This is a genomic window from Rubrobacter taiwanensis (genome assembly GCF_004337705.1).
Classification (GTDB): domain Bacteria; phylum Actinomycetota; class Rubrobacteria; order Rubrobacterales; family Rubrobacteraceae; genus Rubrobacter_C; species Rubrobacter_C taiwanensis.
The window spans coordinates 314130-339213 of sequence record NZ_SKBU01000015.1 but is presented as its reverse complement, the minus strand read 5'-3'; the positions used below and the strand labels follow the sequence as shown (position 1 = coordinate 339213).

Annotated in this window: 23 protein-coding genes, 4 tRNA genes and 1 other RNA gene; 22 read left to right on the top strand and 6 right to left on the bottom strand. The window is 64.3% G+C overall.

Annotated elements, in window-relative coordinates; translation table 11 throughout:
• Position 1: 1 nt before the first annotated feature.
• The 6 genes from E0L93_RS09390 (at position 2) to E0L93_RS09365 (ending at position 2145) form a co-directional block, all read left to right on the top strand.
• Positions 2 to 280 carry a hypothetical protein gene (locus E0L93_RS09390; RefSeq protein ID WP_132691205.1) on the top strand — a complete coding sequence of 93 codons (279 nt, stop codon included), beginning with the start codon at positions 2 to 4 and terminating at the stop codon, positions 278 to 280.
• A 43-nt stretch (positions 281 to 323) separates the two neighbouring features.
• Positions 324 to 397: transfer RNA gene (locus tag E0L93_RS09385), tRNA-Asp, on the top strand.
• Positions 398 to 469: 72 nt separating this feature from the next.
• Complete coding sequence (gene trxA / locus E0L93_RS09380; RefSeq protein WP_132691203.1) at positions 470 to 811, top strand: thioredoxin; 342 nt, start codon at positions 470 to 472, stop codon at positions 809 to 811.
• A 52-nt stretch (positions 812 to 863) separates the two neighbouring features.
• Positions 864 to 936 (top strand) — tRNA-Phe (locus E0L93_RS09375).
• A gap of 266 nt (positions 937 to 1202) precedes the next feature.
• Positions 1203 to 1712 carry a DoxX family protein gene (locus E0L93_RS09370; RefSeq protein WP_132691201.1) on the top strand — a complete coding sequence of 170 codons (510 nt, stop codon included), beginning with the start codon at positions 1203 to 1205 and terminating at the stop codon, positions 1710 to 1712.
• Positions 1713 to 1947: 235 nt separating this feature from the next.
• Complete coding sequence (locus E0L93_RS09365; protein ID WP_132691199.1) at positions 1948 to 2145, top strand: hypothetical protein; 198 nt, start codon at positions 1948 to 1950, stop codon at positions 2143 to 2145.
• Positions 2146 to 2260: 115 nt separating this feature from the next.
• Here the strand turns inward: E0L93_RS09365 and E0L93_RS09360 are convergent, their stop codons facing one another.
• Positions 2261 to 3406: a GntR family transcriptional regulator gene (locus E0L93_RS09360; RefSeq protein WP_132691197.1), complete on the bottom strand. Its 1146-nt coding sequence runs from the start codon at positions 3404 to 3406 to the stop codon at positions 2261 to 2263.
• Between the two features lie 506 nt (positions 3407 to 3912).
• Here E0L93_RS09360 and E0L93_RS09355 point away from each other — a divergent pair.
• From E0L93_RS09355 to E0L93_RS09340, 4 genes are read left to right on the top strand one after another with little or no spacing between them, the layout of a single operon-like run.
• On the top strand, positions 3913 to 5304 hold the full coding sequence (locus tag E0L93_RS09355) for an ABC transporter substrate-binding protein (RefSeq protein WP_132691195.1): 1392 nt from the start codon (positions 3913 to 3915) through the stop codon (positions 5302 to 5304).
• 54 nt (positions 5305 to 5358) lie between these two features.
• Entirely contained in the window at positions 5359 to 6300 is a 942-nt protein-coding gene (locus tag E0L93_RS09350) for a carbohydrate ABC transporter permease (RefSeq protein ID WP_165874278.1), read from the top strand.
• 12 nt (positions 6301 to 6312) lie between these two features.
• On the top strand, positions 6313 to 7209 hold the full coding sequence (locus E0L93_RS09345; protein WP_132691193.1) for a carbohydrate ABC transporter permease: 897 nt from the start codon (positions 6313 to 6315) through the stop codon (positions 7207 to 7209).
• Between the two features lie 55 nt (positions 7210 to 7264).
• The gene (locus E0L93_RS09340; protein ID WP_132691191.1) at positions 7265 to 9520 is read left to right on the top strand and encodes a glycoside hydrolase family 38 N-terminal domain-containing protein; all 2256 of its coding nucleotides are present in this window, start codon (positions 7265 to 7267) and stop codon (positions 9518 to 9520) included.
• A gap of 28 nt (positions 9521 to 9548) precedes the next feature.
• On the opposite strand, the gene argF is transcribed toward E0L93_RS09340, so the two are convergent.
• The 4 genes from argF to argJ are packed head-to-tail and all read right to left on the bottom strand — an operon-like array spanning position 9549 to position 13623.
• Positions 9549 to 10505 (bottom strand): ornithine carbamoyltransferase, encoded by a 957-nt coding sequence (gene argF, locus E0L93_RS09335; RefSeq protein WP_132691189.1) that lies wholly within the window; start codon positions 10503 to 10505, stop codon positions 9549 to 9551.
• 12 nt (positions 10506 to 10517) lie between these two features.
• Complete coding sequence (locus E0L93_RS09330; RefSeq protein ID WP_132691187.1) at positions 10518 to 11690, bottom strand: aspartate aminotransferase family protein; 1173 nt, start codon at positions 11688 to 11690, stop codon at positions 10518 to 10520.
• The gene (gene argB / locus E0L93_RS15825) at positions 11687 to 12445 is read right to left on the bottom strand and encodes an acetylglutamate kinase (RefSeq protein ID WP_165874277.1); all 759 of its coding nucleotides are present in this window, start codon (positions 12443 to 12445) and stop codon (positions 11687 to 11689) included. The genes E0L93_RS09330 and argB overlap by 4 nt, the downstream gene beginning before the upstream one ends.
• Positions 12442 to 13623, bottom strand: coding sequence for a bifunctional glutamate N-acetyltransferase/amino-acid acetyltransferase ArgJ (gene argJ, locus E0L93_RS09320; protein ID WP_243638172.1), 1182 nt, complete (start codon positions 13621 to 13623; stop codon positions 12442 to 12444). The genes argB and argJ overlap by 4 nt, the downstream gene beginning before the upstream one ends.
• 175 nt (positions 13624 to 13798) lie before the next feature.
• Here argJ and argC point away from each other — a divergent pair, with 175 nt between their 5' ends.
• From argC to E0L93_RS09270, 10 genes are all read left to right on the top strand, one after another.
• On the top strand, positions 13799 to 14809 hold the full coding sequence (gene argC, locus E0L93_RS09315; RefSeq protein WP_132691183.1) for an N-acetyl-gamma-glutamyl-phosphate reductase: 1011 nt from the start codon (positions 13799 to 13801) through the stop codon (positions 14807 to 14809).
• A gap of 15 nt (positions 14810 to 14824) precedes the next feature.
• Positions 14825 to 15298: an arginine repressor gene (locus E0L93_RS09310; RefSeq protein WP_165874276.1), complete on the top strand. Its 474-nt coding sequence runs from the start codon at positions 14825 to 14827 to the stop codon at positions 15296 to 15298.
• A gap of 11 nt (positions 15299 to 15309) precedes the next feature.
• Complete coding sequence (locus E0L93_RS09305) at positions 15310 to 16521, top strand: argininosuccinate synthase (protein ID WP_279387470.1); 1212 nt, start codon at positions 15310 to 15312, stop codon at positions 16519 to 16521.
• Positions 16522 to 16644: 123 nt separating this feature from the next.
• A complete protein-coding gene (gene arsM, locus E0L93_RS09300) occupies positions 16645 to 17415 on the top strand; it encodes an arsenite methyltransferase (RefSeq protein ID WP_132691179.1) in 771 nt (256 codons plus the stop codon).
• Between the two features lie 2 nt (positions 17416 to 17417).
• On the top strand, positions 17418 to 17825 hold the full coding sequence (locus tag E0L93_RS09295) for an ArsR/SmtB family transcription factor (protein WP_207890398.1): 408 nt from the start codon (positions 17418 to 17420) through the stop codon (positions 17823 to 17825).
• A 20-nt stretch (positions 17826 to 17845) separates the two neighbouring features.
• Positions 17846 to 18295 carry a tRNA adenosine(34) deaminase TadA gene (gene tadA / locus E0L93_RS09290; RefSeq protein ID WP_132691356.1) on the top strand — a complete coding sequence of 150 codons (450 nt, stop codon included), beginning with the start codon at positions 17846 to 17848 and terminating at the stop codon, positions 18293 to 18295.
• 328 nt (positions 18296 to 18623) lie between these two features.
• Positions 18624 to 19094, top strand: a complete 471-nt coding sequence (gene nrdR / locus E0L93_RS09285; RefSeq protein ID WP_132691354.1) for a transcriptional regulator NrdR — start codon at positions 18624 to 18626, stop codon at positions 19092 to 19094.
• Positions 19095 to 19105: 11 nt separating this feature from the next.
• Positions 19106 to 21394 carry a vitamin B12-dependent ribonucleotide reductase gene (locus tag E0L93_RS09280; protein WP_132691177.1) on the top strand — a complete coding sequence of 763 codons (2289 nt, stop codon included), beginning with the start codon at positions 19106 to 19108 and terminating at the stop codon, positions 21392 to 21394.
• Between the two features lie 183 nt (positions 21395 to 21577).
• Positions 21578 to 21667, top strand: a tRNA-Ser gene (locus E0L93_RS09275).
• A gap of 42 nt (positions 21668 to 21709) precedes the next feature.
• Positions 21710 to 21800: transfer RNA gene (locus E0L93_RS09270), tRNA-Ser, on the top strand.
• 11 nt (positions 21801 to 21811) lie between these two features.
• On the opposite strand, the gene E0L93_RS09265 is transcribed toward E0L93_RS09270, so the two are convergent.
• Positions 21812 to 22747, bottom strand: a complete 936-nt coding sequence (locus E0L93_RS09265) for a bifunctional helix-turn-helix transcriptional regulator/GNAT family N-acetyltransferase (protein WP_132691175.1) — start codon at positions 22745 to 22747, stop codon at positions 21812 to 21814.
• Between the two features lie 268 nt (positions 22748 to 23015).
• Between E0L93_RS09265 and ffs the strand changes: the two genes are divergently transcribed.
• Together ffs and dnaX are read left to right on the top strand one after the other, a co-directional pair.
• Positions 23016 to 23281, top strand: an RNA gene (gene ffs / locus E0L93_RS09260) — signal recognition particle sRNA large type.
• A gap of 81 nt (positions 23282 to 23362) precedes the next feature.
• Positions 23363 to 25081, top strand: coding sequence for a DNA polymerase III subunit gamma/tau (gene dnaX / locus E0L93_RS16100; RefSeq protein ID WP_132691173.1), 1719 nt, complete (start codon positions 23363 to 23365; stop codon positions 25079 to 25081).
• Positions 25082 to 25084: the final 3 nt, after the last annotated feature.

Sequence of the window (25084 nt, the reverse complement as noted above, 5' to 3'; positions counted from 1 at the left end):
GATGGAGATCAGGGCCGAAGGCCGCGTGGAGCTTGTGTGCGTACTCTCGCCGTGCGCGCTGTGCGATACCCCCTTCGAGCTCGCCGACGGCGACCCGCTGCTCGTGGCCCGCAGCGGCCGCGGCGAGCTCGTGGGCCGGGTGTGTTCGGGGTGCGCCTCGTCCGGCGAGGAGGAGCTCCGGGAGAGGCTTCTGGAGAGGGCCCGGCGCCTGCGGGAGAGAGCCGACCGGCTGGAAGATCTGGCCTGTGAGGAGATCCGGCTCCCGCCGCTCCGGGAATAGAAATTCCCGGGCGGATTTGTTACACTCTGCTCTGGCCTGACGCGGGGGCGTAGTTCAGTTGGTTAGAACGCCGGCCTGTCACGCCGGAGGCCGCGGGTTCGAGTCCCGTCGCTCCCGCTCTCTCCGCCGTTCAGACCCCTTGACGCCCGGGTATACTCGTTGGAGTCGGCAACCTGCGGGAGGCGGATCATGGCCAAGCCGGTGGAAGTGACGTCGGCGAATTTCGAGGAAGAGGTCCTGAACTCGGATATCCCGGTGCTCGTGGATTTCTGGGCCGAGTGGTGTCAGCCCTGCCGGGCGGTGGCGCCGGTGATGGAGGAGATCGCCCGGGACTACGAAGGGGCGGTCAAGGTGGCGAAGGTGGACGTCGACGCCGAGAACGAGCTCGCCGGACACTTCGGGATTTCCAGCATCCCGACCGTAGCCTTCTTTGAACCGGACGAGCGGCCGAAGGCCGTCGTCGGGGCCATGCCGCGTGAGATGCTGGAGGAAGCGTTCAGGCTGGAGCGTTTCAGGCGCTCCGGAGACTAGACAGCCCTTGATACGGCTCTCTCCGTAAACTAGAATCTGCACGCGGCCACCGGGCGGGATAGCTCAGTTGGTAGAGCACATGACTGAAAATCATGGTGTCCCCGGTTCGAATCCGGGTCCCGCCACTTATAAAATCCCTGCAAGTGGCAGGAAAAGCCCTCGGGCGGTGACCCGGGGGCTCTCCTTTTGACACCACCGCGCTGCGGCCCGGAGTCCTATCTCCGTGTGACTGGGCGCACCGGTCCGTTCGCGGTTTCTCACTGCCCGTTATAGCGTGAGGGGCTCCGGCTTCCCCGCCGCTCCTTTTGAGACGGAAGCGGCTTCACGCAACCGGCCGCCGGATGCTATCTTGTTGGCAGAAGAGCGGGGTAAGAGAGGAGGTTATCGGACCGTGACGGATCTGGCACTGCTGGTCTTGCGCACCGTCATGGGCTCCCTGATGCTGGGGCACGGAGCCCAGAAACTGTTCGGCTGGTGGGGAGGGTACGGGCTGGAGGGTACCAGCGGCTGGCTGGAGTCGATGGGGCTTCGCCCCGGACGTCCCTGGGCCATCCTGGCCGGAGGCTCCGAGTTCGGCGGCGGAGTGCTCTCGCTGCTGGGACTGCTCAACCCGCTCGGCCCCCTCGGAGTCATAGGCGCTATGACCATGGCCACGAGAAAGGCTCACTGGGGCAAGCCCATCTGGGTGACCGAGGGCGGGCCGGAGCTGCCGGTCACCAATATCTCCATCGCCACGGCCCTCATGCTGGCCGGCCCGGGTAAATACTCTCTGGACCGGGCGCTGGGCATCCGGCTGCCGCGCTGGATAGCCCTCGCGGGCCTCTTGATTATAGCCATCACCGTCTACCTCGCCGCAAAGAGCGAGCCTCAGGGACAAGAGGAAGGGGAACAGGGCGAGTAACCACCCCCCCCGCAGCCCGATATAGGCCGCCCGGCACATGCCCGGTCCGCGCAGACCAGACTACACTTCCATCGCCGGACGCAGCCCGGCGGCCTTCGCCCTCCCGGCCGCCGGGCCGCTACTCTCCCCAACATAGATGTTATCTATAAAAACGATCAAAACAAAAAATTAGACTTATGCCGCGATCTGGGTGTAGATTGTCGGTGCAGGGCCGGGAGCGAGAAGGAGGCGTGCGATGGTTGCGGTGCATTACAGAGACGCTGAGACTGGGGAGCAGCTCGGGCGCAGGTTTGAGGAGGTTCCGCCCCGGTTGGGGGAGAGGGTTTCGCTGGACGGTGCCGGCGATTGCCTCATCCTCTACTACTGGGAGCTCAGGCCGGAGTCCTGCGACGTCTTCGCCCGGCGGATAGGCTCTCCGGGCGACACCGCTTAGTTTCGCCTGTCCCACACCCTGGGAGGCCCGGTCCCCCATCCGCCGGGCCTCTCTTTTTTCAGCTCAGGAGCAGGTAGAGCAGCATTGAACCTGACGAGAGCCCGGCCGTCCTGGATCAATGATCCGCTCGGGCACCCTTCGCTGCTCTGGCCTGCAGGTGAACAGGCTTCAAATCCTTTATAGATACATCGATTGGCAGCACAATGTGGCGAAGGATATGCCGGGTTTCTTCTCCACGCTCGATATGATCGAGCAGCAAATGCATGGCCTTGCTGCCCATCTCATACGAGGGCAAAACAGCGGCAATCGTGGCAAACGGCAGGAGATCGTGGGGACCTACATCGTCCATCCCGGCGAGAACCGCTTCTTCCTCAGACAAGTTTACTCCGAGGTGGATCAAGTCTTTAACCAGGAGCGCCATCACGTAGCCGTTCACACAGAGGAAAGCGGATGGACGGTGGGGCGCTTCCAGCCACGATTGCAGAAGTTCGCTGCGCTTTCTCTCCGGCAGCTTCTCGTATGAGATTAGAGCCGCCAGCTCGGGAATGATAGGAAGTCCGTGCTCTTGTAGGGCCCGCCGGTATCCGGACAGGCGATCCTGCACACTTGTACACTGGGTATCTCCCCAAAGAGTGGCGATGTAGCGGTGTCCCTTGCCGATCAGGTAGTCTGTTAGCTGATAGCCGATCGCGAAGTTGTCCGGCACCACCACGTCGGTTACCAGACCGGGGTAATAGCGGTCGACCATGACTAGCGGCAGCCCCCGCTCGAGCAGTTTGTTGAAGTGAGTGGAATTGGAGTAGCCATCAACTGGACACACGATCAGGCCGCTGACTTCGGCGTCGAGTGCCCGCTGCAGGTTGTGTGCTTCCTTCTCAGCCGACTCGGCCGAGTCGAAGAGCAGTACGCGATACCCAGCTTCCCTGCAAACGGATTCGATTCCACTGAGCATCTCCGACATATGCCGGCCCTGGAGCCCACTGAAGATACAGCCCAACGTTCTGGTGTTGCGGCTCGGGATGCTCTCTCGCACTTGCCGTTTGTCAGTGACGAACGTACCGCGCCCCCGTTTCCGAACCAGTACGCCTTCCCGTACGAGATCATCAAGAGCGCGCACGGCGGTGGTGGTGCTCACTCCAAAACGGCTGCAGACCTCGCGCGTGGTGATGAACGGCTCATCCGGAGCGTAATCGGAACTCTCTATCTCCCGGAGCAGCGCTTGCTTGACTCTATGGTACTGTGGAACCGGAACCTCGGACACGTTCCCCTCTATGCGGTCGGTTTCTTCTCCACCCTAAGTTTAACTGGCGGAAAATAGCACATCAATATCCTTTTATTTATACGGTACAGATCTTGAATATTTAATGTATTGACACATTAAACTAGTCAGACGTAGAATAGGCGGCAATCGGGGGGAAGCGGCACGCGCAGGGGTGAGGAGAGTGGGCAGGATCGACCACTGCACTTTTCTACGATGGACAGGGCCATGGCCGCGCTCGCAGGAGCAGGCCGGTTGCAGCAGGCTGCCCTGGTTCGCCCGGGAACTTTTGGCGACACACCTTCTCATCTACCGGAGGGTGCGGGTTTATCCGCATCTGCACTGCATTGCGTCTCTCAAGCGCAGGGGAGTGGTCAGAGAGATGCACCGCCACCTGCCAGAAGGACAAGTAGTGGAGAGGAGGGGCCGGGTCGAACAGAGCGCCAAGCCACCAGATGTATGTATCACATTTGCAAGTATAGATCTGCCTGACGGGGAGGGAGGAAATCATGATGCGTGAGGTAAGAGGAAACATTCTGTGGATAGTCCTGCCGGCGATGTTGGCGATGACCTTGCTTCTGGTTGCCTGCGGTGGTGGCGGGGACAGGGGAGAGGAAGCGGTCCCGGAGGGAGGCGAGGTTCTCACCGGGGGTGAAGGAGACCCTGATGCCGAGGAGGTAGTCTTCTGGATACCGTCGATCTTCAATGAAGTGGATACCGAATCCATAACTGGCATAGTCGAGAGCTTTAATGAAGAGAACCCAGACATCCGGGTTACGATGGTTCGGGTGCCGGGGGATGAGACCGATACGGCCAAGCTCATGACGGCCGTGCGCGGCGGCGTCGGTCCCGACGTGTATCTCCTCGACCGCTTCACTGTGGCCCAGCGGGCGGCTGACGGTGTTCTGCAGGACCTCGGCGGGTTTATGGAGGAGGGTCTTGCGGACCAGTATCTGGAGTTCGCCTGGAGCGAGGTGATGTTCGATGGCAGGCCGTATGCTCTGCCGTTCGATACCGACGTGCGCGCTCTGTTCTACCGGAAGGATCTCCTGGAGGAGGCGGGCGTGGACCCGGCGGAGCTGGATCCCGGTAACGGACTCATAACCATCGAGCGTCTCAATGAGATAGCCGCTCGGGTCGACGAGACCGATAACAGCGGTGCGTACACCCGGATGGGAATGGTGCCCTGGATAGATCAGGGCTGGCACTATACCTGGGGGTTCGTCTATGGCGGCGAGTTCTTCGACCCGCAAAGCTGCGAGGTAACGCCGACGCATCCGGGAGTGGTCGAGGGATTCCGGTTCATGTACGACTGGGCCGAGGAGAAGGATCCCGCCAGGGTCCAGGCGTTCGTAGACACCTACGTACCACCGGACAACCCGCCCTCCCAACACCCGCTCATAACTGGCCGGGTCGCGATGATGGTCGGTGTCGACGCGTTTATTTCCCTCATAGATCGGTACGCGCCGGATCTTGATTACGGGATCACCTACATCCCGGTGCCGGAGGAAGGCCAGGAGCCAGCCACCTGGTCCGGAGGATGGGCGCTTGTCATTCCGGAAGGCGCAGAACAGCCTGAAGCAGCCTACCGCTTCATGGAGTACATGGCTGGAGAAGAAGGCCAGCGAGTCTACGTCCGAGAGACCCAGCACCTGCCGACGCTGGAGCGGTTGCTGGACGAGGACGAGATCTACGCCGAGAGCCACATCTTTCTCAAGGAGCTGCTGCCCATATCAAATAACCGGCCGCCGCTTCCCGTGGGAGCCCAGTATTGGGACGAGCTGACCGCAGCCCAGGAGGCGGTTACGTTGAACCGCCAGCACCCAGAGGCTGCTCTGGAGAGCGTCGCCAACCGGGTGCAGCCTAGGCTGGAACAATTCTGCCCCCTGGAGGTGGGATGATGTAACAGAGGCGAGAAAGGGCATGAGGGGAGCATGTGTGGAAGGTAGAGTGTTATGAGCGCGTCGGAGTACGTTCCTGCCAGAAGTGGGCTGGCGAAACGGTTCAGGCTCAACCTGAGCCGGAAGGAGCGGCGCAACCTCTTGCTGGGGCTGGCGTTTATAAGCCCGTGGATCTTCGGCTTTCTGGCCTTCATGGTCTATCCCATCTACGTCTCCCTGCGGCTGAGTTTTAGCCGGTACAGCGGCTTTGGTGAGCCTATCTGGATTGGTCTGGAGAACTACAGGACCCTGCTCGGCGACGGTCTGTTCTGGCAGTCGCTGTACAACACTCTGTACTACACGGCTCTGGCGGTGCCGATGGGGGTTGTGGCCTCCATGATAATCGCGCTGGCGATGAACCAGCCGGTGCGGGAGGTCTCGATCTACCGGACCATCCTCTATCTGCCGTCGGTGCTCCCCATATTCGCCCTGGCGTTCATCTTCGTCTGGCTGATGAACCCCCGGTACGGGCTCCTGAACTTCATCCTCGTACAGTTGGGGCTCCCGTCCATCAACTGGCTGGGCGATCCCGCTTGGGCCAAGTTCTCCATCGTATTGCTGGCCCAGTTGGGAGCGGGGCAGGTCGCCCTGATCTACCTCGCCGGGCTCCGGGCGATCCCCCGGGATCTCTACGACGCCGCGAAGCTCGACGGCGCAGGAGTCTGGCGTCAGTTCTGGCACATAACCCTACCGCTGATGACGCCGGTGATCCTGTACTCCGTAATACTGGGACTGACGCTGGGCCTGCAGGTGTTCGTTCAGGCCTACATAATGACCGAGGGCGGGCCCAACAACTCCACGCTGTTCTACGTGTACTACCTCTACCAGAACGGCTTCCAGTACAGCCAGATGGGCTACGCGTCGGCGATGGCCTGGGTTCTGTTCGTTATAAGCCTGATTCTCGCCATGCTCGTGTTCCGGTGGTCCAGGCGCTGGGTTCATTACGAGTTGAGTTAGGAGGAGCTCGAGATGGCCGCTAAAGCCGTTAGCGCCTTCAAAAGACCCGATGATGTTCGGCACCGGCAAGCCCGGCGCCAGCGACACTACCGCTGGTTCAGAGAGAAAGTCTTGCCCAGGCTCGTCCTGATCTTCATGTGCCTGCTCTTTGTAACCCCGCTGTACTGGATGGTGGTAACCGCCCTGAAGCCGACTGCTGAGCTCACCACATTCCCGCCGACCCTGTGGCCCGAGCAGTTCCGGTGGTCCAACTTCTCGGAGGCCGTCAACTTTATTCCGTTCTGGAGGTATCTGGCGAACACCTCGATAATCACCTTCTTTACCGTGCTGGGTGCGGTGATCTCTAACCCAATCATCGCCTACGGGTTCTCCCGCATCGAGTGGCCGGGGCGCGACACCGTCTTCTACTTCGTTATCGCAACCATCTTCATTCCGTTTCCGGTGCTTATGGTCGCCTTGTTCGACATCTTTGCCCGGCTGGGGTGGGTGAACACGTTCCTGCCACTAATCGTGCCGATGTTCTTCGGTAATGCGTTCTGGATCTTCCTGATGCGCCAGTTCATGATGCAGATACCGCACGAGATCTCAGATGCAGCAAGGGTGGACGGAGCGAACGAATTCCAGATCTTCGTCTGGATCATTCTACCGCTCTGCAAGCCCGCCATCGCGGTGGTGGCGATCTTTGCTGCGGTGACTGCCTGGAACGATTTTCTGGGACCGCTGATCTATCTGCAGGACGAGAGCATGTACACGCTAGCGATCGGGCTGCAGTTCTTCCGCTCGCTTTATGACGTGGAGTTCAACTTGCTTATGGCAGCATCAACCCTAGTGGTCCTGCCCGTGGTGGTGATCTTCCTGGCCTTCCAGAGGTTCTTCATCGAAGGCATCTCTCTGGGGAGCGTGAAGTAACGGCAGGGGTCTCTGCACAAGAGGGATGGGCAAATTCTAGTCGGGAGGGATTTTTGTGATCGTGCACATGATAGGTAACGCGCATATAGATCCCGTATGGCTCTGGCGCTGGCAGCAGGGTGTGGACGAAGCGCTGGCGACATTCCGTTCGGCAGTGGATCGCTGCGATGAGTACCCGGAGTTCATCTTTACTCGCGGAGAAGCTTGGCTCTACCGGCAGGTCGAGAAGATCGACCCCGAGCTCTTCGAGCGAGTGCGGCAGCTGATAGAGCGCGGTCAGTGGCATATCACAGGCGGACAGTACATCCAGCCGGATGCCAACCTGCCCACGGTGACCGGCTGGCAGCGACAGATCCTGCACGGCCAGCGCTACTTTCAAGAACGATTCGGCATCACACCGAACGTTGGCTACAACGTGGATACCTTCGGCCATCCAGCTGCCCTGCCCGACATCCTGGAGGGTTTCGGATACATCGGCTACGTCTTCCACCGCCCGGGAGCGCACCAGATGGAACTGCCGGCCCAGACTTTCCGCTGGAGGGGCGCTGGTGGGGGGGAGGTGCTGGCGTGCCGGATAGTACCCAACTACGTCACCCACACGGACGATCTCTATGGCCAGATCATGCTCTCCGTAGAGGCAGCCGACCCGAACCTCGGCCATACGATGTGCTTCTACGGGGTAGGGAACCACGGTGGAGGTCCGACAAAGGGCAACGTCGAGTACATTCTCGAACACAAGAACGCTCTGCCAGGGATCGAGCTTAGATTCAGCACTCCCCTGGCTTTCTTCGAAGCCGTCGCGGAGCAGCGTGAAAAACTGCCGGTGGTGGTAGGGGAGCTGCAACACTGCTTCCCCGGCTGCTACAGCGTCATGCATGATATAAAGCAGCGCCAGGTATACAGCGAGCACCTCCTTGCCCAATGCGAGCAGGTGATAGAGACCCTGGTCGAAGACGGACCGGAGAGGCGAGAGTACCACGAACGGCTCGATGCCGCCTGGAACGACCTGCTGTTTACCCAGTTTCACGATATCCTGGCGGGAACCTCCATTCCTTCAGCTTGGGAGTCGGTAAGGGCGATCCAGGGTCGGGCCAGGATAACAGGCGAGGAGATTGTTCTGGAGGCCACCCGGCGCTGGGCGCGCCGGAACCTGCCCCAAGTTAACCAGCAACAGATAGCAATCCTGAATCCCGATCCGGTGCCGTGGGAGGGCTTTATCGAGACGGAGCCGTTTCTCGACTTCGATGCCTGGGGTGGCCGCTGGTTGAGCGATCTGGACGGCAACCCAGTAGATTTCCAACTCGTCCAGCCTGAGGCTCCGCAGATGGTGAATCGGATTGTTTTTCCTGCTTGCGTGCAAGCCAGAGGACATCATCTGGTCCTAGTGCGCGACGATCCCCGACCCGAGCATCCGGTCACCACAGACCTGGAGGTGTCGCCGCGGAGGCTCTCCAACCGGCACCTTGAAGTAAGACTATCCGACTACGGTATCGCCAGCATCGTGTTCGACGGGAAGGAATTGCTGGGTGATGGAGGTGTCAGCCTACACCTGCGCCACGACCACACGGATACCTGGACCTTCCACACGGATCGTTTTGTCGAGCCGATCGCCAAGACCTTCTCGGGCGGGGAATGGGTGGTCGAAGAACAAGGTCCCCTGAGAGCCCGTGTCCGCCTGGAGAGCCGGCTTGGAGATTCGCCGTTCCGCTGGACGCTGACCCTGTACAGAAGCGAACCCCGGCTGCTGGTACAGTTAGAGGTCAACTTCAATGAGAGGTTCAAGATACTTCAAATGCCAGTGCGGCTGGCGGCGGCCCCGGCAGCTTGGATTGATGGCTCTGGCAGCGGGTATGTGAAGCGTATGCCGGGCCCGGTGGAGTGGCCGGTGCAAGGCTGGTCCCTTGTAGATGCAGGGGGCAAACAGCTGGCCGTGGTGACCCACGACGCCTACAGCCTGAGCCTGGACGGAGAGAGCTGGCAGTGGACTCTGTTGCGCAGCCCAAAGATGGCCTGGGGAGGCGCGGACCCGGAAGTCTATGCTGGGCGCGACTGGTACACGGATCAGGGTGAGCACGTCTTCGAGTTCCTTCTGGAGATGGGAGACCGGTTAGGAATTGCCGAGTTGAGCACCACGGCGCGCCAGCGAGCCCGGCAGCCGGTAGTGTTCGACCGTTACGAGGGGCTGAATCGCCCACCCTGGGGCAACAGCCCACCGCGAGCTTTGTGGCTAGGGGCGGAGCAACGGGCTCTGGCAGATGGTCGAATGCTCCACCTGCTGGCCGAGACCGAGCCGGGGGATAGGGTGATGTAGAGTAAAGAGTCTGCGGTAGGTTCCCGCTTTAGCTCAGGAGCAGGTAGAGCAGCGCCTTCTGGGCGTGCAGCCTGTTCTCGGCCTGGTCGAAGACGCGGCTCTGCGGGCCGTCTATGACTCCGGCGGTCACCTCTTCCTCGCGGTGGGCGGGGAGGCAGTGCAGGAAGATGGCCTCGGGTGCGGCGCGGCTCATGAGCTCCTCGTCGACTTGGTAGGGCAGGAACTTCTTGCGGCGCTCCCCGGCCTCGTCTTCCTGGCCCATGCTGGCCCACACGTCGGTGTAGACGGCACGCGCTCCGGCGGCCGCTTCGTACGGGTCTTCGGTGAGGTGAGGCGAGCCGCCGAGCCTGTGTGCCAGATCTACTACCTCCGGGCTCGGGGCGTGGCCGGGCGGGTGCGCGATAGCGAACTCCGCGCCGGTGAGGGCGCAGCCGAGCATTAGCGAGTGGGCGACGTTGTTGCCGTCTCCGATGAACGCCACGCGCACGCCCTCCGGCGAGCCGAATTCTTCCCGGATGGTGAGCAGGTCGGCGAGCGCCTGACAGGGGTGGTGCGTGTCGGAGAGCCCGTTGATGACCGGGACTTCGGCGGCTGCGGCCAGCTCCTCGACCTCCTCGTGACCGAAGACCCGGGCCATTATGGCGTCGGTGTACCGGGCGAGAGTTCTGCCGGTGTCGGAGATCGTCTCCCTTACTCCCATCTGGAGCTCCTGCGGCCCTAGAAAGATGGCGTGCCCGCCGAGCTGGTACATCCCGGTCTCGAACGAGACCCGGGTGCGGTTGGAGGGCTTTTGGAAGATCATGGCCAGTGTCTTGCCCCGCAGCGGCTGGAACGGGGCCCCGGCCCTGCGCAGGGACTTCAGCCGGGCGGCCTCGTCCAGGATGAGCGACACCTCCTCCGGCGTGTACTCAGCCAGCGTCAGGCAGTCGCGGCCGAAGAGGGGAGAGGTGGCCGGCTGTGGCTCGTATTTAAGCGGTGAGATCATTGCTTCCTCCCTCTAGGCGACGGCCCGGGCGGGGACGCCCGCGGCCCGCCGCAGGGCGTCCAGACCCTGTCTTATCTCGGAACGGGTCACGGTGAGCGGGGGCGCGATCCTGATGGTTCTGCCGCCGACGAGGTTCACCAGCACGCCCTGCTCCAGACACTTCTGGAAGACCTCCGGCGCGGCCTCCGGGCCGAGATCCAGTCCCAGGAGCAGTCCGGCCCCGCGCACCTCCGCGTCCGGGAAGCGCGCCGCCAGCGTCTCGAGCGCGCTCCGGAGCACCTTGCCCTTGAACCTGACCTCCTCTAGGAAGGCGGGCTCGGAGACGGTCTCCAGCACGACCTTCGCCGCAGCCATCGCGAGCGGGTTGCCGCCGAAGGTGCAGCCGTGATCGCCGGGACCGAGAGCTGCGCACTCCTCTTTGACCAGCAGCGCCCCGACCGGGACGCCGCCGCCCAGGCCCTTGGCGCTGGTTATGGCATCCGGCACGACGCCCGCCCCCTGATAGGCGAAGAGGTGGCCCGTCCGGCCGACGCCGGTCTGCACCTCGTCGAAGATGAGCAGCGCACCGTGCGCGTCGCACAGCTCCCTCAGGCCCTGCAGGAAGCCCTCCGACGGGACGTTGACGCCGCCCTCACCCTGCACCGGCTCGACCAGCACCGCGGCGGTCCTGCCGCCCATCGCTTCTTTCGCGGCCTCCAGGTCGCCGAACGGCGCGTACTTAAACCCGGGGAGCATGGGGCCGAAGCCCGCGTGGAACTTGGTCTGAGCGGTAGCGGTAAGCCCGCCGTAGGTGCGCCCGTGGAAGGAGGAGGTGAAGGTCAGGATCTCGTGCTTCTCCGGGCCGTGGCGGGTGGCGGCGTGCTTGCGGGCGAGCTTGATGGCCGCCTCGTTGGCCTCGGTCCCGGAGTTGCAGAAGAAGACCCGGTCGAAGTCCGTCAGACCGGTCAGCAAATCCGCCACCTCGGCCTGGAGCGGGATCTCGTACAGGTTGGAGCAGTGGATCAGGGCCGCCGCCTGCTGCTGGACGGCCTCGACCAGCCCGGGGTGCGCGTGCCCCAGGGTGTTGGTGGCGAGGCCCGAGATGAAGTCCAGGTATCCGCGGCCCTCAGCGTCGAAGAGCCAGCTGCCCCGGCCCCGCTCCGGAGCTATGTTGAGCCGTTTGTATGTCTCCATCACGGACTTCATGCGACCACCCTTTCAGATACCAGCGTCCCTACCTGCTCCCCGGCGAGCGCCCTCTTCAGCGCGCCGGGCCTGTTGCCGTTCAGTATCCTGACCTGAACCCCCCTCTGCGCCGCTGCACGAGCGGCTCGCAGCTTGGGGATCATGCCCTTCACGGCGAGCCCGTTGCGCACGTAGTGCTCGCAGTCTTCCGGGGTGATCCCGGGTACCACCTCGCCGTCTCTGAGGAGTCCGTCTACGTCCGTGAGCAGGAACAGGTGCCCGGCCTCCAGCCCGGTGGCGAGCGCTGCGGCGGCCGCGTCGCCGTTTACGTTGTACGCGCCCTCCGGCCCGAGTCCCAGCGGAGCCACGACCGGCACGAAGCCTCCGCTCCAGAGCGTCCGCACCAGCTGTGGCTCTACCCGCTCCACCTCCCCGACCCGGCCGAGTGCCTCGACGGGCCGCACCAGCAGCGTCGGTCCATCGGTGCCGGAGATCCCGACCGCAGGTATCCCGAGCTCCTGCAGCCCGCGCGCCAGCTCCTTGTTGACCCGCCCGGCGAAGACCATCTCCGCAACCTCGACCGTCCGCTCGTCGGTTACCCGCATTCCCTCGCGGAAGCGGGTCGGGATCTCCAGCGCGGCGAGCATCTGCGTGAGCTGCGCGCCGCCGCCGTGCACCAGCGCCACCGGCCAACCCCCGGAGGTCACGTCCCTCAGATCTTCCAGCGCGCTGCCGGAGATGGCTCCGCCCCCGACCTTGACCACGACCGGCTTCACGTCCGGTAATCCCCGTTGATCCTGACGTACTCGTAGGTGAGGTCGCAGCCCCAGGCCGTCGCCGCTCCGGGCCCCTCGCCCACGCTGGCGGTTATGTACACCTCGTCGCCCGCGAGCGCCGCGTTCGCCGCCTCCACGTCGTGAGGAACGGGGGCTCCGGCCGCGAAGACCTCCACCGGCCCGAAGGAGATGCGGGTGCTCTCCGGATCGAAGCCCACCCCCGCATATCCCATCGCGCAGAGCACCCGGCCCCAGTTGGCGTCCTCCCCGAAGACCGCCGCCTTGACGAGGCTGCTTCCCGCAACGGACCGCGCGAGCGCCGCCGCCGCACCCTCGTCCGGCGCGCCTTCCACCACCACCTCCAGCAGCCGGGTGGCGCCCTCGCCGTCGCGTGCTATCTGCCTGGCCAGCTCCCGCATGACATCCTCGACTGCCGCGTAGAACACCGGATACTCCGGAGCGCCCAGGGTCACGGGCTCGTTCGCCGCCACGCCATTGGCGAGCAGCAGCACCATGTCGTTGGTGGAGGTGTCGCCGTCGACCGTGATCCGGTTGAAGGTCCGGTCCGCAGCCCGCCGGACGGTCGCCTCCAGACACTCCCGCTCCACCGCGGCGTCAGTGGTGATAAACGCCAGCATGGTCGCCATGTCGGGGTGGATCATGCCGCTCCCCTTGGCGGTGCCCCCGACGGTGACGGTCGCTCCCCCGATCTCCACCCGCGCCACGGCCTCCTTGGTGCAGGTGTCGGTGGTCAGGATGGCCTCTGCGAAAGATCTCCCATCCCGGCTCAGGCTCGCCGCCGCCTCCCGGATGCCGGACCCGACCCGATCTACCGGCAGATACTCCCCGATCACACCCGTAGACGCCACGACTACCTGCCGGGGCGCGAGCCCGAGCTCCTCAGCCGCCAGCCGCTGCATCTCATAGGCATCCCGCAGCCCCCGCTCGCCGGTGGCCGCGTTGGCGTTGCCGCTGTTCACGACCAGCGCCCGCACCTCTGCGGCCTCCACGGCCTCCCGCGCTACCCGCACAGGAGCGGCCTTTACCACGTTCGTCGTGTAGACGGCCGCCGCCGCGGTCCGCTCGCTCGGCGTATACAGCAGCCCCACGTCCCGGAGCCCCTTCCGCCGGACGCCACAGCTCACCCCGGCGGCTAGAAAACCCTCCGGCGCAGTCACCCCGCCGCGAGCTTCTATTCCATGTACTGAATTTTTATCGGTGATCTCCAAAACTCTCTTTGTATAGCCACATGTCCGGTCTTCAGGTGCCGTATTCTCGCATGCGCAGACCGGATGATCAACCTTTTTATTCAAATATTTGAATATTTATCGGGGAGATGGTCTAATACCGGGCATGGGACTTAGCGTTGGGATATACGGTGGCAGCGGGTATGCGGGAGTGGAGCTGGTACGGTTGCTCTCCGGGCACCCGGAGGTGGGGAGCCTGCTGGTCGGGTCGCGGGGGTATGCCGGGTGCCGGGCCGGGGAGGTTTATCCGCAGCTGGGATGGGACGGGGAGTTCGTAGGGCCGGAAGCTCTCGATGCGGCGGAGCTGGACGTTGCGTTCGTCGCCTACCCGCACGGGGAGAGTGCGGCGGTTGTGCCGGGGTTGCTGGAGCGGGGGATTCGGCTGGTCGTGGATCTCTCGGCCGACTTCCGGCTGCCGGACGCCGGGATGTACGGGGAGTGGTACGGTACAGAGCATCCTGCGCCGGAGCTGCTGGCGGAGGCGCACTACGGTCTGCCGGAGGTGTTCGGGGTTGCGGAGGGGCGGCTGGTAGCCAACCCCGGCTGCTACCCCACGGCGGCGATCTTGGCGCTAGCGCCGGTGGTGAGGCGGTTGCGGGCCGGTTCGGTGGTCGTGAGCGCGCTCTCGGGCGTGAGTGGGGCCGGGGCGAAGCCGAGCGCGAAGACGCACTTCGTGAGCGTCAACGAGAGTGCGGCGGCGTACGGTACGCCGCGGCACCGGCACACGCCGGAGATAGAGTCGGCGCTCGGGGCGGTGGGGGAGATCCCGGCCGCCGTTACATTCGTGCCGCACCTCATCCCGGTGACGCGGGGCATTCTGGAGACGATCGTCGTAGACGCGCCGGAGCTTCCGGACGCGGCCGAGGTTCTGGGCTGGTATGGGGAGGACTATGCGGGCTGGAAGTTCGTGAGCGCGGCGGAGCGGTACCCCGAGATCTCGCACGTCGCCAACACTAACCGCGTCCGGCTCTCGGCAGCGGCAGACCGGCGGGCCGGGAAGCTGCTGCTCTTCGCCGCGGTGGACAACCTGCTCAAGGGTGCGGCGGGGGCTGCGGTGCAGAACATGAACCTGGCGCTCGGGTATTCGGAGGAGCTCGGGCTCGAACATCTGGTGTAAGGAGGCAGAGTGGGAGTGACGCTATCTTCCGTGGACAAACAGACCAGGCAGGATCTCATACTCGGGGTCATCTCCGAGCGGGAGGTGGGTACCCAGCAAGAGCTGATCGAGGCCCTGAAGGACGTGGGGGTGGAGGTCGCGCAGGCGACCGTCAGCCGGGATCTGGCCGAGCTCGGGGTGCTGAAGGTGGGCAGCCGGTATCTTGCGCTGCCGCACGAGCCGGGCTCCGCGGGCATAGAGGTTTTGCCCAGCTTCGTGCTCGGCGTGACCCCGGCGCAGAACATCGTCGTCATCCACACCCGCGACGGGACCGCCGGCGCCGTCTCCAACGTGCTGGACCGCGTGCGGGGGCTCAGGCTTGTCGGCACCATTGCCGGGCAGGACACCGTGATGGGCGTGGCCCCGGACAGCGGGGCCGCAGAAGAGGTGGCGAACCTCATCGCCGACGTCTGCCGGGCCAGGACCCGCCCGGCGGGGAGCATCGAGTGACGGAGGGGGTGATGCTGGACGGAGTAAAGGTGGTGCTCTCCTACTCGGGCGGGCTGGATACCTCGGTCTGCCTGAAGTGGTTCCGGGAGCAGGGGGCGGAACCGTATGCGCTGTACCTGGATCTGGGACAGGGCGAGAGCGCGCAGGACGTGGAGGCGAAGGCGCTGCGGATCGGCGCGGCCGGAGCTTTCGTGCGCGACGCGAGGGAGGAGTTCGCCGCCGAGTATATAGCCCCCGCTATCAAAGCCAACGCCCTCTACGGCGGGAAGTACCCGCTCTTCACCGCCCTGGGCCGCCCGCTCATCGCTAAGAAGCTGGTGGAGGCGGCACGCGAGGTGGGGGCGACGCACATCGCCCACGGCTCGACGGGCAAGGGCAACGACCAGGTCCGCTTCGACGTGACCACGGCCTCCATCGCACCGGACCTGAAGGTCGTCGCTCCGGTACGGGACTGGAACATGAGCCGTCCGGAGGAGATCGAGTACGCGAAGAGACACGGCATCCCGGTCCCGGTGACCAAAGAGTCGCCCTACAGCGTTGACGCCAACCTCTGGGGACGCTCCATCGAGGCCGGGCCGCTCGAAGACCCGGACCACGAACCGGCCGAGGACGTCTTCGAGCTGACCACCGCCCCCGAAGCGGCCCCGGACGAGCCGGAGTACGTCGAGATCTCCTTCGAGGAAGGGCTTCCTACCGCGCTGAACGGCGAGGAACTGGAGCTCGCCGAGCTTATCGGGGCGCTCAATGCACAGGCCGGAGCACACGGCGTGGGCCGCATAGACATGATCGAGGACCGGCTGGTCGGTATCAAGAGCCGCGAGATCTACGAAGCCCCCGCAGCCCTCACCATCATCCAAGCCCATAGAGAACTGGAATCCCTCACCCTCACCAAAGACGTGCTGCGCTTCAAAGCGCAAGTGGAGCAGCGCTACGCCGAACTCACCTACGACGGCCTCTGGTTCACCCCGCTCAAGTCCGCCCTCGACGCCTTCGTCGAGGAGACCCAGAAGACCGTCACCGGAACCGTGCGCCTCAAGCTCTACAAGGGCTCCAGCACCGTCGCCGGCCGCTCCGCTCCCCGGGCCCTCTACAACAAAGAGCTCGCAACCTACGACCCTAATAGCACCTTCGACGAATCCGCCGCAGCAGGCTTTATCACCCTCTGGGGCCTCCCCGCCCGCCAGTGGGCCGCCGTCAACGGCGGACAGACCGTCCCTCATTAGCCAGTCCCACCTCTCCAAAGGCTCCCGGGAGCCCCCCGGGAGCCTTTGTCTTGACATATCAAGATAAGTTGATATAAGTTGGCCAGGTCATATATGCGGTTGCCGAGGGGCGGTGCATTGCTCATGGGTGATGAGTTGAGGGATCTCGTCCGGAAGAAGTATTCGGGTGCGGCTCAGGGGGTGAGGAGCGGTGGTTGCTGCGGCTCTGGCGAGGGGGCTTGTGGTGCAGACCTCACGGCCGGCGCCTACTCGCCGGAAGAGGTGTCTGGGATGCCGGAGGCCGCCGGGGCTTCGCTGGGGTGCGGGAACCCGGTGGCTCTGGCGGAGCTTGCGCCGGGGGAGGTGGTCCTGGATCTGGGCAGCGGGGGAGGGCTGGACGTGCTGCTCTCGGCCCGGCGGGTCGCTCCCGGCGGGAAGGCTTACGGGCTGGACATGACCGAGGAGATGCTGAAGCTCGCCCGCCGGCATCAGCTGGAGGCCGGGGTGGAGAACGCGGAGTTCCTAAAGGGAGAGATAGAGGACATACCCCTGCCCGGCGGGAGCGTGGATGTCGTGATCAGCAACTGCGTTATCAACCTCTCCACCGACAAGGACCGGGCGCTCGCCGAAGCTTACAGGGTGCTCAGGCCCGGGGGACGGTTCGCGGTCTATGACATGGTGTTCCCCGGCGAGAAGAGCGCCTTCCCCGGGGAGGCCCGGTGGCGGGCCGAGCTCTGGGCCGGTTGCATCTCCGGGGCCCTTTCGGAGGGTGAATACCGGGAGAAGCTGGAGGCTGCGGGGTTCTTGGACGTCTCCATCGAGAAGACCCGGACGTACTCTGCCGGGGGCGCTTGCTGCGGGGACGGCGGAGTCTCCATCGCCAGCGCGTTCGTCCGGGCCCGGAAGCCGGAGTAGCCGTGGCGGAAGCGCCGATCATGCCCGAGGAGCGGGTCGAAAAGCTCGTCGCGCTCGGGCGCGCGATCTCGGACCCCATCCGGGTGCGGATGCTCGCTATGATGGCCGCCGGCCGGGGCTGCTGCGGCTTCGCCGGCGGTGGGGTCCCGGCCCGGGGTGAGGGCGACGGCATCTGCGTCTGCGAGTTCGTGACCTACTTCGGAATGGCCCAGTCGAAGGTCTCCTACCACCTCGGCAGGCTGAAGGAGGCCGGCCTGGTAAGGGAGGAGAAGCGCGGCCGGTGGTCCTTCTACTCTCTGAACCGGCCCGTGGCGCAGGAGCTCGTCCGCGAGACCGCCGGGTTGCTGCAGGTGCCGGCACCCCGAAACGGTTCCTCCCCCGGCGGCGAAGTCCGGAAGAAAGCCCCGTGAGCGAGCCCCTCGACACGGAGATGATGCAGCTCGCCCTGGAGGCCGCCCGCCGGGCCGCCGAACGGGGCGAAGTCCCCGTCGGCGCCGTCGTGGTGCGCGGCAGAGAGATACTCGCGGTCGCCTCCAACGAACGGGAGACCACCGGAGACCCCACAGCCCACGCCGAACTGCTCGCCATCCGGCGCGCCGCGGAGAAGCTCGGCGGATGGCGGCTGGCCGGCTGCACCCTCTACTCCACCCTCGAACCCTGCCCCATGTGCGCCGGAGCCGCCCACGCCGCCCGCATCTCACGCCTGGTCTACGGAGCCCCAGACCCCAAAGCCGGCTTCGCCGGAACCCTCCACAACCTCCCGGGAGACTCCCGTCTCAACCACACCTTCCCCGTAACCCCCGGCGTACTCCAGAAAGAAGCCGCCGACCTCCTGCAGAGCTTCTTCCGTACCCGCCGCAAAACACATAGAAACAGATAGATACTAAACCTGAAGTTATAGTACAATGTATAGGCGTGGTGTTCGGCATTCATAAACCACGGCTTCAGGTATTCGTCTCTCCTTCAGATAAAGGTATTCGTTTTGCTGGAGATTTCTCGAGATCTGGTACAGGTGAAAAAAATTCGCGAAAAAATTTTCGCCGGGTTCCGCAGGGCTGAAGTCGGCTAAGAAATGGGGATGTGGAGCGCTGGCGGTACGTTAAGTTGAACAAAAGGGTTAAATACTGGCTATTGGATTCCAAAATGTGGTGTGTTAGGTTTTTCCCGTACCAGATGTGGTGTTGAGGAGAGGGCCTGGAGTTCTTGAGATGCGCTGTCCTTACTGTGACTTTGAGGATACCAAAGTAATAGACTCGCGTCTTTCCGAGTCCAAGGACGCTGTACGGAGGCGGCGGGAGTGTCTGAGTTGTGGCGAGCGTTTCACCACGTACGAGCGCCGGGAGCCGTTACGGCTTACGGTTGTGAAGCGCGATGGTGGGCGGGAGCCGTTCCGGCGGGAGAAGCTCCGGGCGGGTTTGATGAAGGCCTGTACCAAGCGGGGGATAGGGGAGGAAGAGATTGAGGAGATCGTTGATGAGATAGAGGCGGGGTTGCGGGAGCGGCGGCGTCATGAGGTCACTTCGCGGCGCATAGGGGAGATGGCTCTGTTGCGGCTCAGGAAGTTGGACATGGTGGCGTACATGCGGTTCGCCTCGGTCTACCGGCAGTACACGGATGTGGATCAGTTTCGCTCGGAGCTGGTCAAGCTTGCGGGCTCGAACGCGACAAACGGGAGGTAGGGGAGAAGCGAATGGAGCAGAAGCGGAGAGAGCGGCTTACGGACATTGAGCTCACGGACAACGCGCTGGCGATTTTGAAGAAGCGCTATCTGAAGAAGAACGAGCGGGGCGAGGCCATCGAGGAACCGATAGACATGTTCCGCCGGGTGGCGTCCAACATCGCCGAGGGGGAGTTGTGCTTCAAGGAGGGTGAGGAGGGCCGGAGGCTCTACGAGGAGTGGAGCGAGAAGTTTCTCCAGCTGATGCTTGATAGGCGCTTCATGCCCAATTCGCCCACGCTCATGAACGCCGGCAGGGAGCTGCAGCAGCTCTCGGCGTGCTTCGTCCTGCCGGTTGAGGATTCGATCGACGGCATCTACGACACGCTCAAGCACCAGGCCATCATCCACAAGAGCGGGGGCGGGACGGGGTTTGCCTTCTCGCGTCTGAGGCCCAAGAACGACATCGTGAAGAGCACGATGGGCGTCTCCAGCGGGCCGGTTTCATTCATGAGCATCTACGACGCTTCGACCGACAAGATCAAGCAGGGAGGCACTCGGAGGGGGGCGAACATGGGCATCCTCCGGGTGGACCACCCGGACATCGAGGAGTTCATAGAGTGCAAGCGCGACAACGAGAAGATAAACAACTTCAACATCTCGGTCGCGATCACCGACGAGTTCATGGAGGCTGTGGACGGGGACGATGACTTCGGTCTGGTGAACCCCAGGAACGGCGAGGTCGTGAGAACCGTGCGGGCCCGCGACCTCTTCCGGAAGATCGTTGAGGGGGCGTGGTTGAACGGCGAGCCGGGTGTGATCTTCATAGACCGGATCAACGCCACAAACCCCACGCCGCAGTTTCCCATAGAGTCCACGAACCCCTGTTCGGAGGCGCACCTGCCTCCCTACGACTCGTGCAATCTGGGGTCGATCAACCTGGAGCGGTTCGTCAGGACCTCCAGTGGGGAGCGGGCCTCTCTGGCGGACGGCAACACGGCCGGCTCCACCCATGTCGACTGGGAGGATCTGCGCGAGGCGGTGCACACGGCGGTCCGCTTCCTGGACAACGTGATCGAGATGAACAACTACCCGCTGCCCGAGATCGAGCAGATGAGCAAGGGCAACCGCCGCATCGGGCTCGGGGTTATGGGCTTTGCCGACGCCCTGATCAAGCTCGGCATCACCTACGACTCGGAGGAGGGCCTCGCCTTCGCCGAGAGGGTGATGAAGTTCATCGATGACGAGGCGTGGGAGGCCTCCCGCAAGCTGGCCGAGGAGCGCGGAGTGTTCGCCAACTACGAGGGCTCGCTGCACGAGGCCAGAGGCGACAGGGTGCGCAACGCCACCGTTACCACCATAGCCCCTACGGGCACGATCTCGATCATCGCGGGCTGCTCGGGCGGCATAGAACCCCTGTTCGCCGTGGCGTTCATGCGGCGGCAGGCGGACATGGAGCTGCCGGACGTAAACCCCGAGTTCGTGAGGCTCGCAAAGGAGCGGGGCTTCTACTCCGAGGAACTGATGCAGAAGGTGGCCGAGCACGGCAGCGTGCGCGAGATCCCCGAGGTGCCTGAAGACGTGCGCCGGGTGTGGGTCACCTCCCACGACATCACGCCCGAGTGGCACGTCAGGATGCAGGCGGCCTTCCAGAAGTACACCTCGATGGGTATCTCGAAGACGATCAACCTGCCCAACGAAGCCACGCCGGAGGACGTGGGCGAGGCCTACATGCTGGCCTACAAGACCGGCTGCAAGGGCATCGCCGTCTACCGTGACGGATCAAGAGAGGCCCAGGTTCTCAGCACGGGCAAGACCGAGAAGAGCTCCCACGAGCCACAGGTCAAGCACGTCTCCCTGGCCGAGGCCCGCAACGGCCGGCCGCGCACCCTCTCCGGAGTGACTAAGAAGGTCAGGACCGGTCACGGCCCGCTCTACGTCACGATGAACGACGATGAGTTTGGCCCGCGCGAGTGCTTCGTGGTCCTGGGCAAGCCGGGCGGCACCGCCGCCGCCTTCTCCGACGCCCTGGGGCGCATGATCTCGCTCGCCATGACCCATGGAGCCACACCCGCAGAGATCGTACACCAGCTGCGGGGTATCCAGGACGGTCACCCGGCCGGAGTCGGCCCCAATGCCGTGCTCTCGGTGCCCGACGGCGTCGCAAAGGCCATGGCCGAGCACTACCTCATCGAAGAGAACGCGGTCGCAGAGGAGAGCAAGCTGCCGGTCATCGGGGCCTGCCCCGAATGCGGCAGCGGCTTGACGCGCCAGGAGGGCTGCGTGGTCTGTCACTCCTGCGGCTACTCCAAGTGTAGCTAACCCTTATTTACAGGGTTGGAGATGCGGCGGGCTACACGTGTAGCCCGCCGCCCGTCTTTTTGGGTGGGAGTGCTTGCGGGGAGGCGTGTTTGCCTCTCCGGTTTCGGAGCACCCTGAACCCAAAGTGTTCGGGTCGGGAGGGCGTGCTTGAAGGGACCGGGGGCAGCGGTTACACTCTCGGCCGGAGAGGTGGCAGAGCGGACGAATGCGGCGGTCTCGAAAACCGTTGTGTCGGTTACCCCGGCACCGAGGGTTCGAATCCCTCCCTCTCCGCTCTCGCCGGGGTTTGATCTCTGGTAAACTCTGTACTCGCGCGGAGAGGTGTCCGAGCTGGCCTAAGGAGCGCGACTGGAAATCGCGTAGGCGGTTTGTAGCCGCCTCGTGGGTTCGAATCCCACCCTCTCCGCTCTTACTGCTTCAGAGCTCAAGTTCCCAGTACTCTCCGGTGAGCCTGTGCCCGAAGCTGTGGTGCTCTTCTTCTTTGGCGAGCTCGAACCCGTGTTTCTCGTAGATGTGTCGAGCTGCCTCCAGCACGCTGTTGGTCCAGAGTGTGAGCTTTTTGTAGCTGCGGCTTTTGGCGAAACGGATGCACTCCTGGACGAGGCGGCTTCCCAGGCCCAGACCCCGCGCCCCGGGTTCGACCAGGAGCAATCTTAGCTTGGCGATCGTCTCGCTCTCTTTAACCAGAAAGACGCAGCCGGCGACCTCGCCTTCCATCTCCGCGATCCAGCAGCGTTCTTTCTGCGGATCGAAGTTGTTGATGAAGTCGGCGACGATCCGGGCCACCAAAGCCTCGAAGCGCTCGTCCCAACCGTACTCCTGGGCGTAGAGAACGCCGTGCCGGTGAACCACCCAGCCCATGTCTCCGGGTTCGGGCGGGCGCAGGTAGAAGGGCTCCGAGAACTTGAAGGCCTTGCTCCCGGCGAGGATCTCCTCGATGGTCCGCATGGCTTCGAGGAGGCGTCTCTGATCCCCCTCGGAGAGATCCCTGAGCATCTCGGCCACCTCCTCGCTGGCGAGCTTATCTAGCAGGGAGAATTCCTCTCTGCCTTCAGGAGTGAGAGAGAGGAGCCGGCGGCGGGCGTCACTCTCCGAAGGGGTCTTCTCGATGAGACCTTGCTGCCGCAGACGTGCCAGGGTGCGGCTGAGGTAGCCCGGATCCAACCCCAGCTCGCGCGAGAGATCGGTCGCGGTGACCTCGTCGCGGTTGGCGATCTCGAACAGGATGCGGACCTCGGTGAGAGAGTAGGGGCTGTGCAGGAGTCCCTCGCGCAAGACCCCGATGTGGCGGGTGAAGAAACGGTTGAAGCGCCGGACGGCCTCAACCCTCGCCCCAAACTCTTCCTGCTGCATCTTCTACCTCCTCCTTTACGCAAAGTTTACTCTATTTAATTGACAGAGGCAAATAAATAATAGACATTAGCAACTGTATGGGCGGGAGATTGGAGTCGGGGAGCTGGCGTCTACCGGGTGTTGTGATGGGATTGAGGTGTGGTGGAGCTGTTGGAGTCCAACGGCGGGAGCCGCCGGTTAGCGGACGAGAGGCAGGTGGGGGCGGAAGGAGGGGGAATATCTGTCTTCCGGCTTTCATTTTGCCTGTTCGCTGGTAGAATCGGGGGTGCCGCGCTAAGCGGGGAGCTGGCGATGCCCTGTACCTGCGATCGCCTCAGCAGGGCCTAGATCCCCGCCCGAGGCGGTCCGGGTTCGGTAGAAGCCGGTGTCGCCGGCGTTGATGGTTGGGTCCCGGGCAATGAGGCCCCGTGAACCGTGTCAGGACCGGGAGGTAGCAGCACTAAGCGGGTAACCTCATGTGCACCGGGGCGGCCCGGCCGGAGCCGGCAGCCGGAAGTTCGCCGGGTCCGGGTTCGTCGACGGCGGGGTGCGCGGCACTTTTTCGGTCTCTTAAAGGCGGGGGTGCTCTTTTATACTGTGAGCGTGGATATGCGGGAGCACAGGAGCCCTCTGTAGATGGACCACGTCTCTCTCTACCGCAGATGGCGCCCCCGGAGGTTCGGCCAGATCGTGGGCCAGGAGCCCGTCGTGCGCACGCTGCGGCGGGCGATCGAGACCGGCAAAGTGGCGCACGCCTACCTGTTCGCGGGACCGCGCGGGACGGGCAAGACGAGCACGGCCAAGGTGCTCGCGATGGGGCTCAACTGCGAGCGGGGGCCGACGCCCGAGCCGTGCGGTGAATGCGCGAGTTGCCGGGCCGTCGTCAACAACTCTTCGGTGGATGTGCTGGAGATGGACGCCGCCTCCAACCGGGGGATAGACGAGATCCGGGAGCTGCGGGATCGGGTGAACCTGGCGCCCGCGCAGGGGCGGAAGAAGGTCTACATAATCGATGAGGTCCACATGCTCACCACCGAGGCGTTCAACGCGCTGCTCAAGATGCTGGAGGAGCCTCCGGAGCACGTGGTCTTCGTTCTCGCCACCACCGAGAAGCACAAAGTCCTGCCCACCATCGTGAGCCGGTGCCAGAGCTTCGACTTCCGGCGGCCGGGGGTGGACACGCTGGTTGAGAAGCTTGAGGAGATCGCCGCTGCCGAAGGCATCGAGGCCGAGCCGGAGGCGCTGGCCGCGATCGCGCGCGCCGGGAACGGCTCGTTCCGGGACGCCGAAGGGCTGCTGGACCAGCTGGCATCTTTCGCCGAGGGGCCGGTGACGGCGGCGCAGGTGCGGGAGCTTCTGGGCAGCGTCGGCCCGGAGGTGCTGCTGGAGACGGTGGATGCGCTGAACGAGCGCCGGGCCGGGGACGCCCTGCGCGTGGTAGACCGGATCTCGCGCGAGGGCCGGGACCCCGGGCAGTTCCTGCAGGACCTGCTCGCGCACTGCAAGCGGCTGATGCTGCTGCCGCACGCGCCGGAAGTAGCGCTGGCCGAGGTCGGGGGTGAGGAGAGGGCGACGCTGGAGGAGCAGGCGCGGCGCGTGCCGGCCTCGGAGGTGGTCCGGATTATCGAGACGCTCGGGGAGACCGCCGGGCGCATCAGGCGCGGCGGCGGCCCGCGGCTGGAACTGGAGCTGGCCTTCCTGAAGCTCGCGCGGGATTATGTGGAGCCCTCGGTCGAGGGCCTGCTGCTGCGTCTGGAGCGGCTGGAGAAGGCGGTGGAGAGCGGTGCAGCGCCGGCCGCTCCGCGCGAGCGCCCCCCGGAAGAGCGGGCTGAGGCCGCTCCGGAATCCGGCTCTCCAGGTTCCGGAGCGGCTGAGGGCGGGCTGGAGCGGTTCGTCTCCGGGTGGCAGGCGGTACTGCAGGATCTCAGGGACCGGCGGCAGGTGCCGACGGCGGCCGTGTTTCAGGAGGGCCGTCCCGTGAGGTACGAGGCCGGCACGCTGGAGGTGGCCTTCCCGAAGGAGCAGGCCTTCTACGTCAGGCTGGGGGAGAGCGGGCGGCACGCGGAGGCTCTGGGGAGCGTGCTAGAGGATCGGTTCGGGGAGAAGGTCAGGGTCCGGTGCAGTGTTGCGGAGGATGGCCGGAGGAGCGGGCCGCGCCCTCCTGCGGAAGAGGGGCCGGAGCGGGTCCGGGTTGAGCCCCGGCGGGAGCCGCCGCAGACCCCGCCGCCCGGCCCGGAGCCGTCCCGGGCGGAGCCCGAGGGGCGGCGAGAGGGCGATGATATAATCCAGAGCCCGCAGGAGGCCGTCGAGATGCTGCGGGACGCGCTGGGAAGCGAACGGAACGGAGGCAGGTGATAC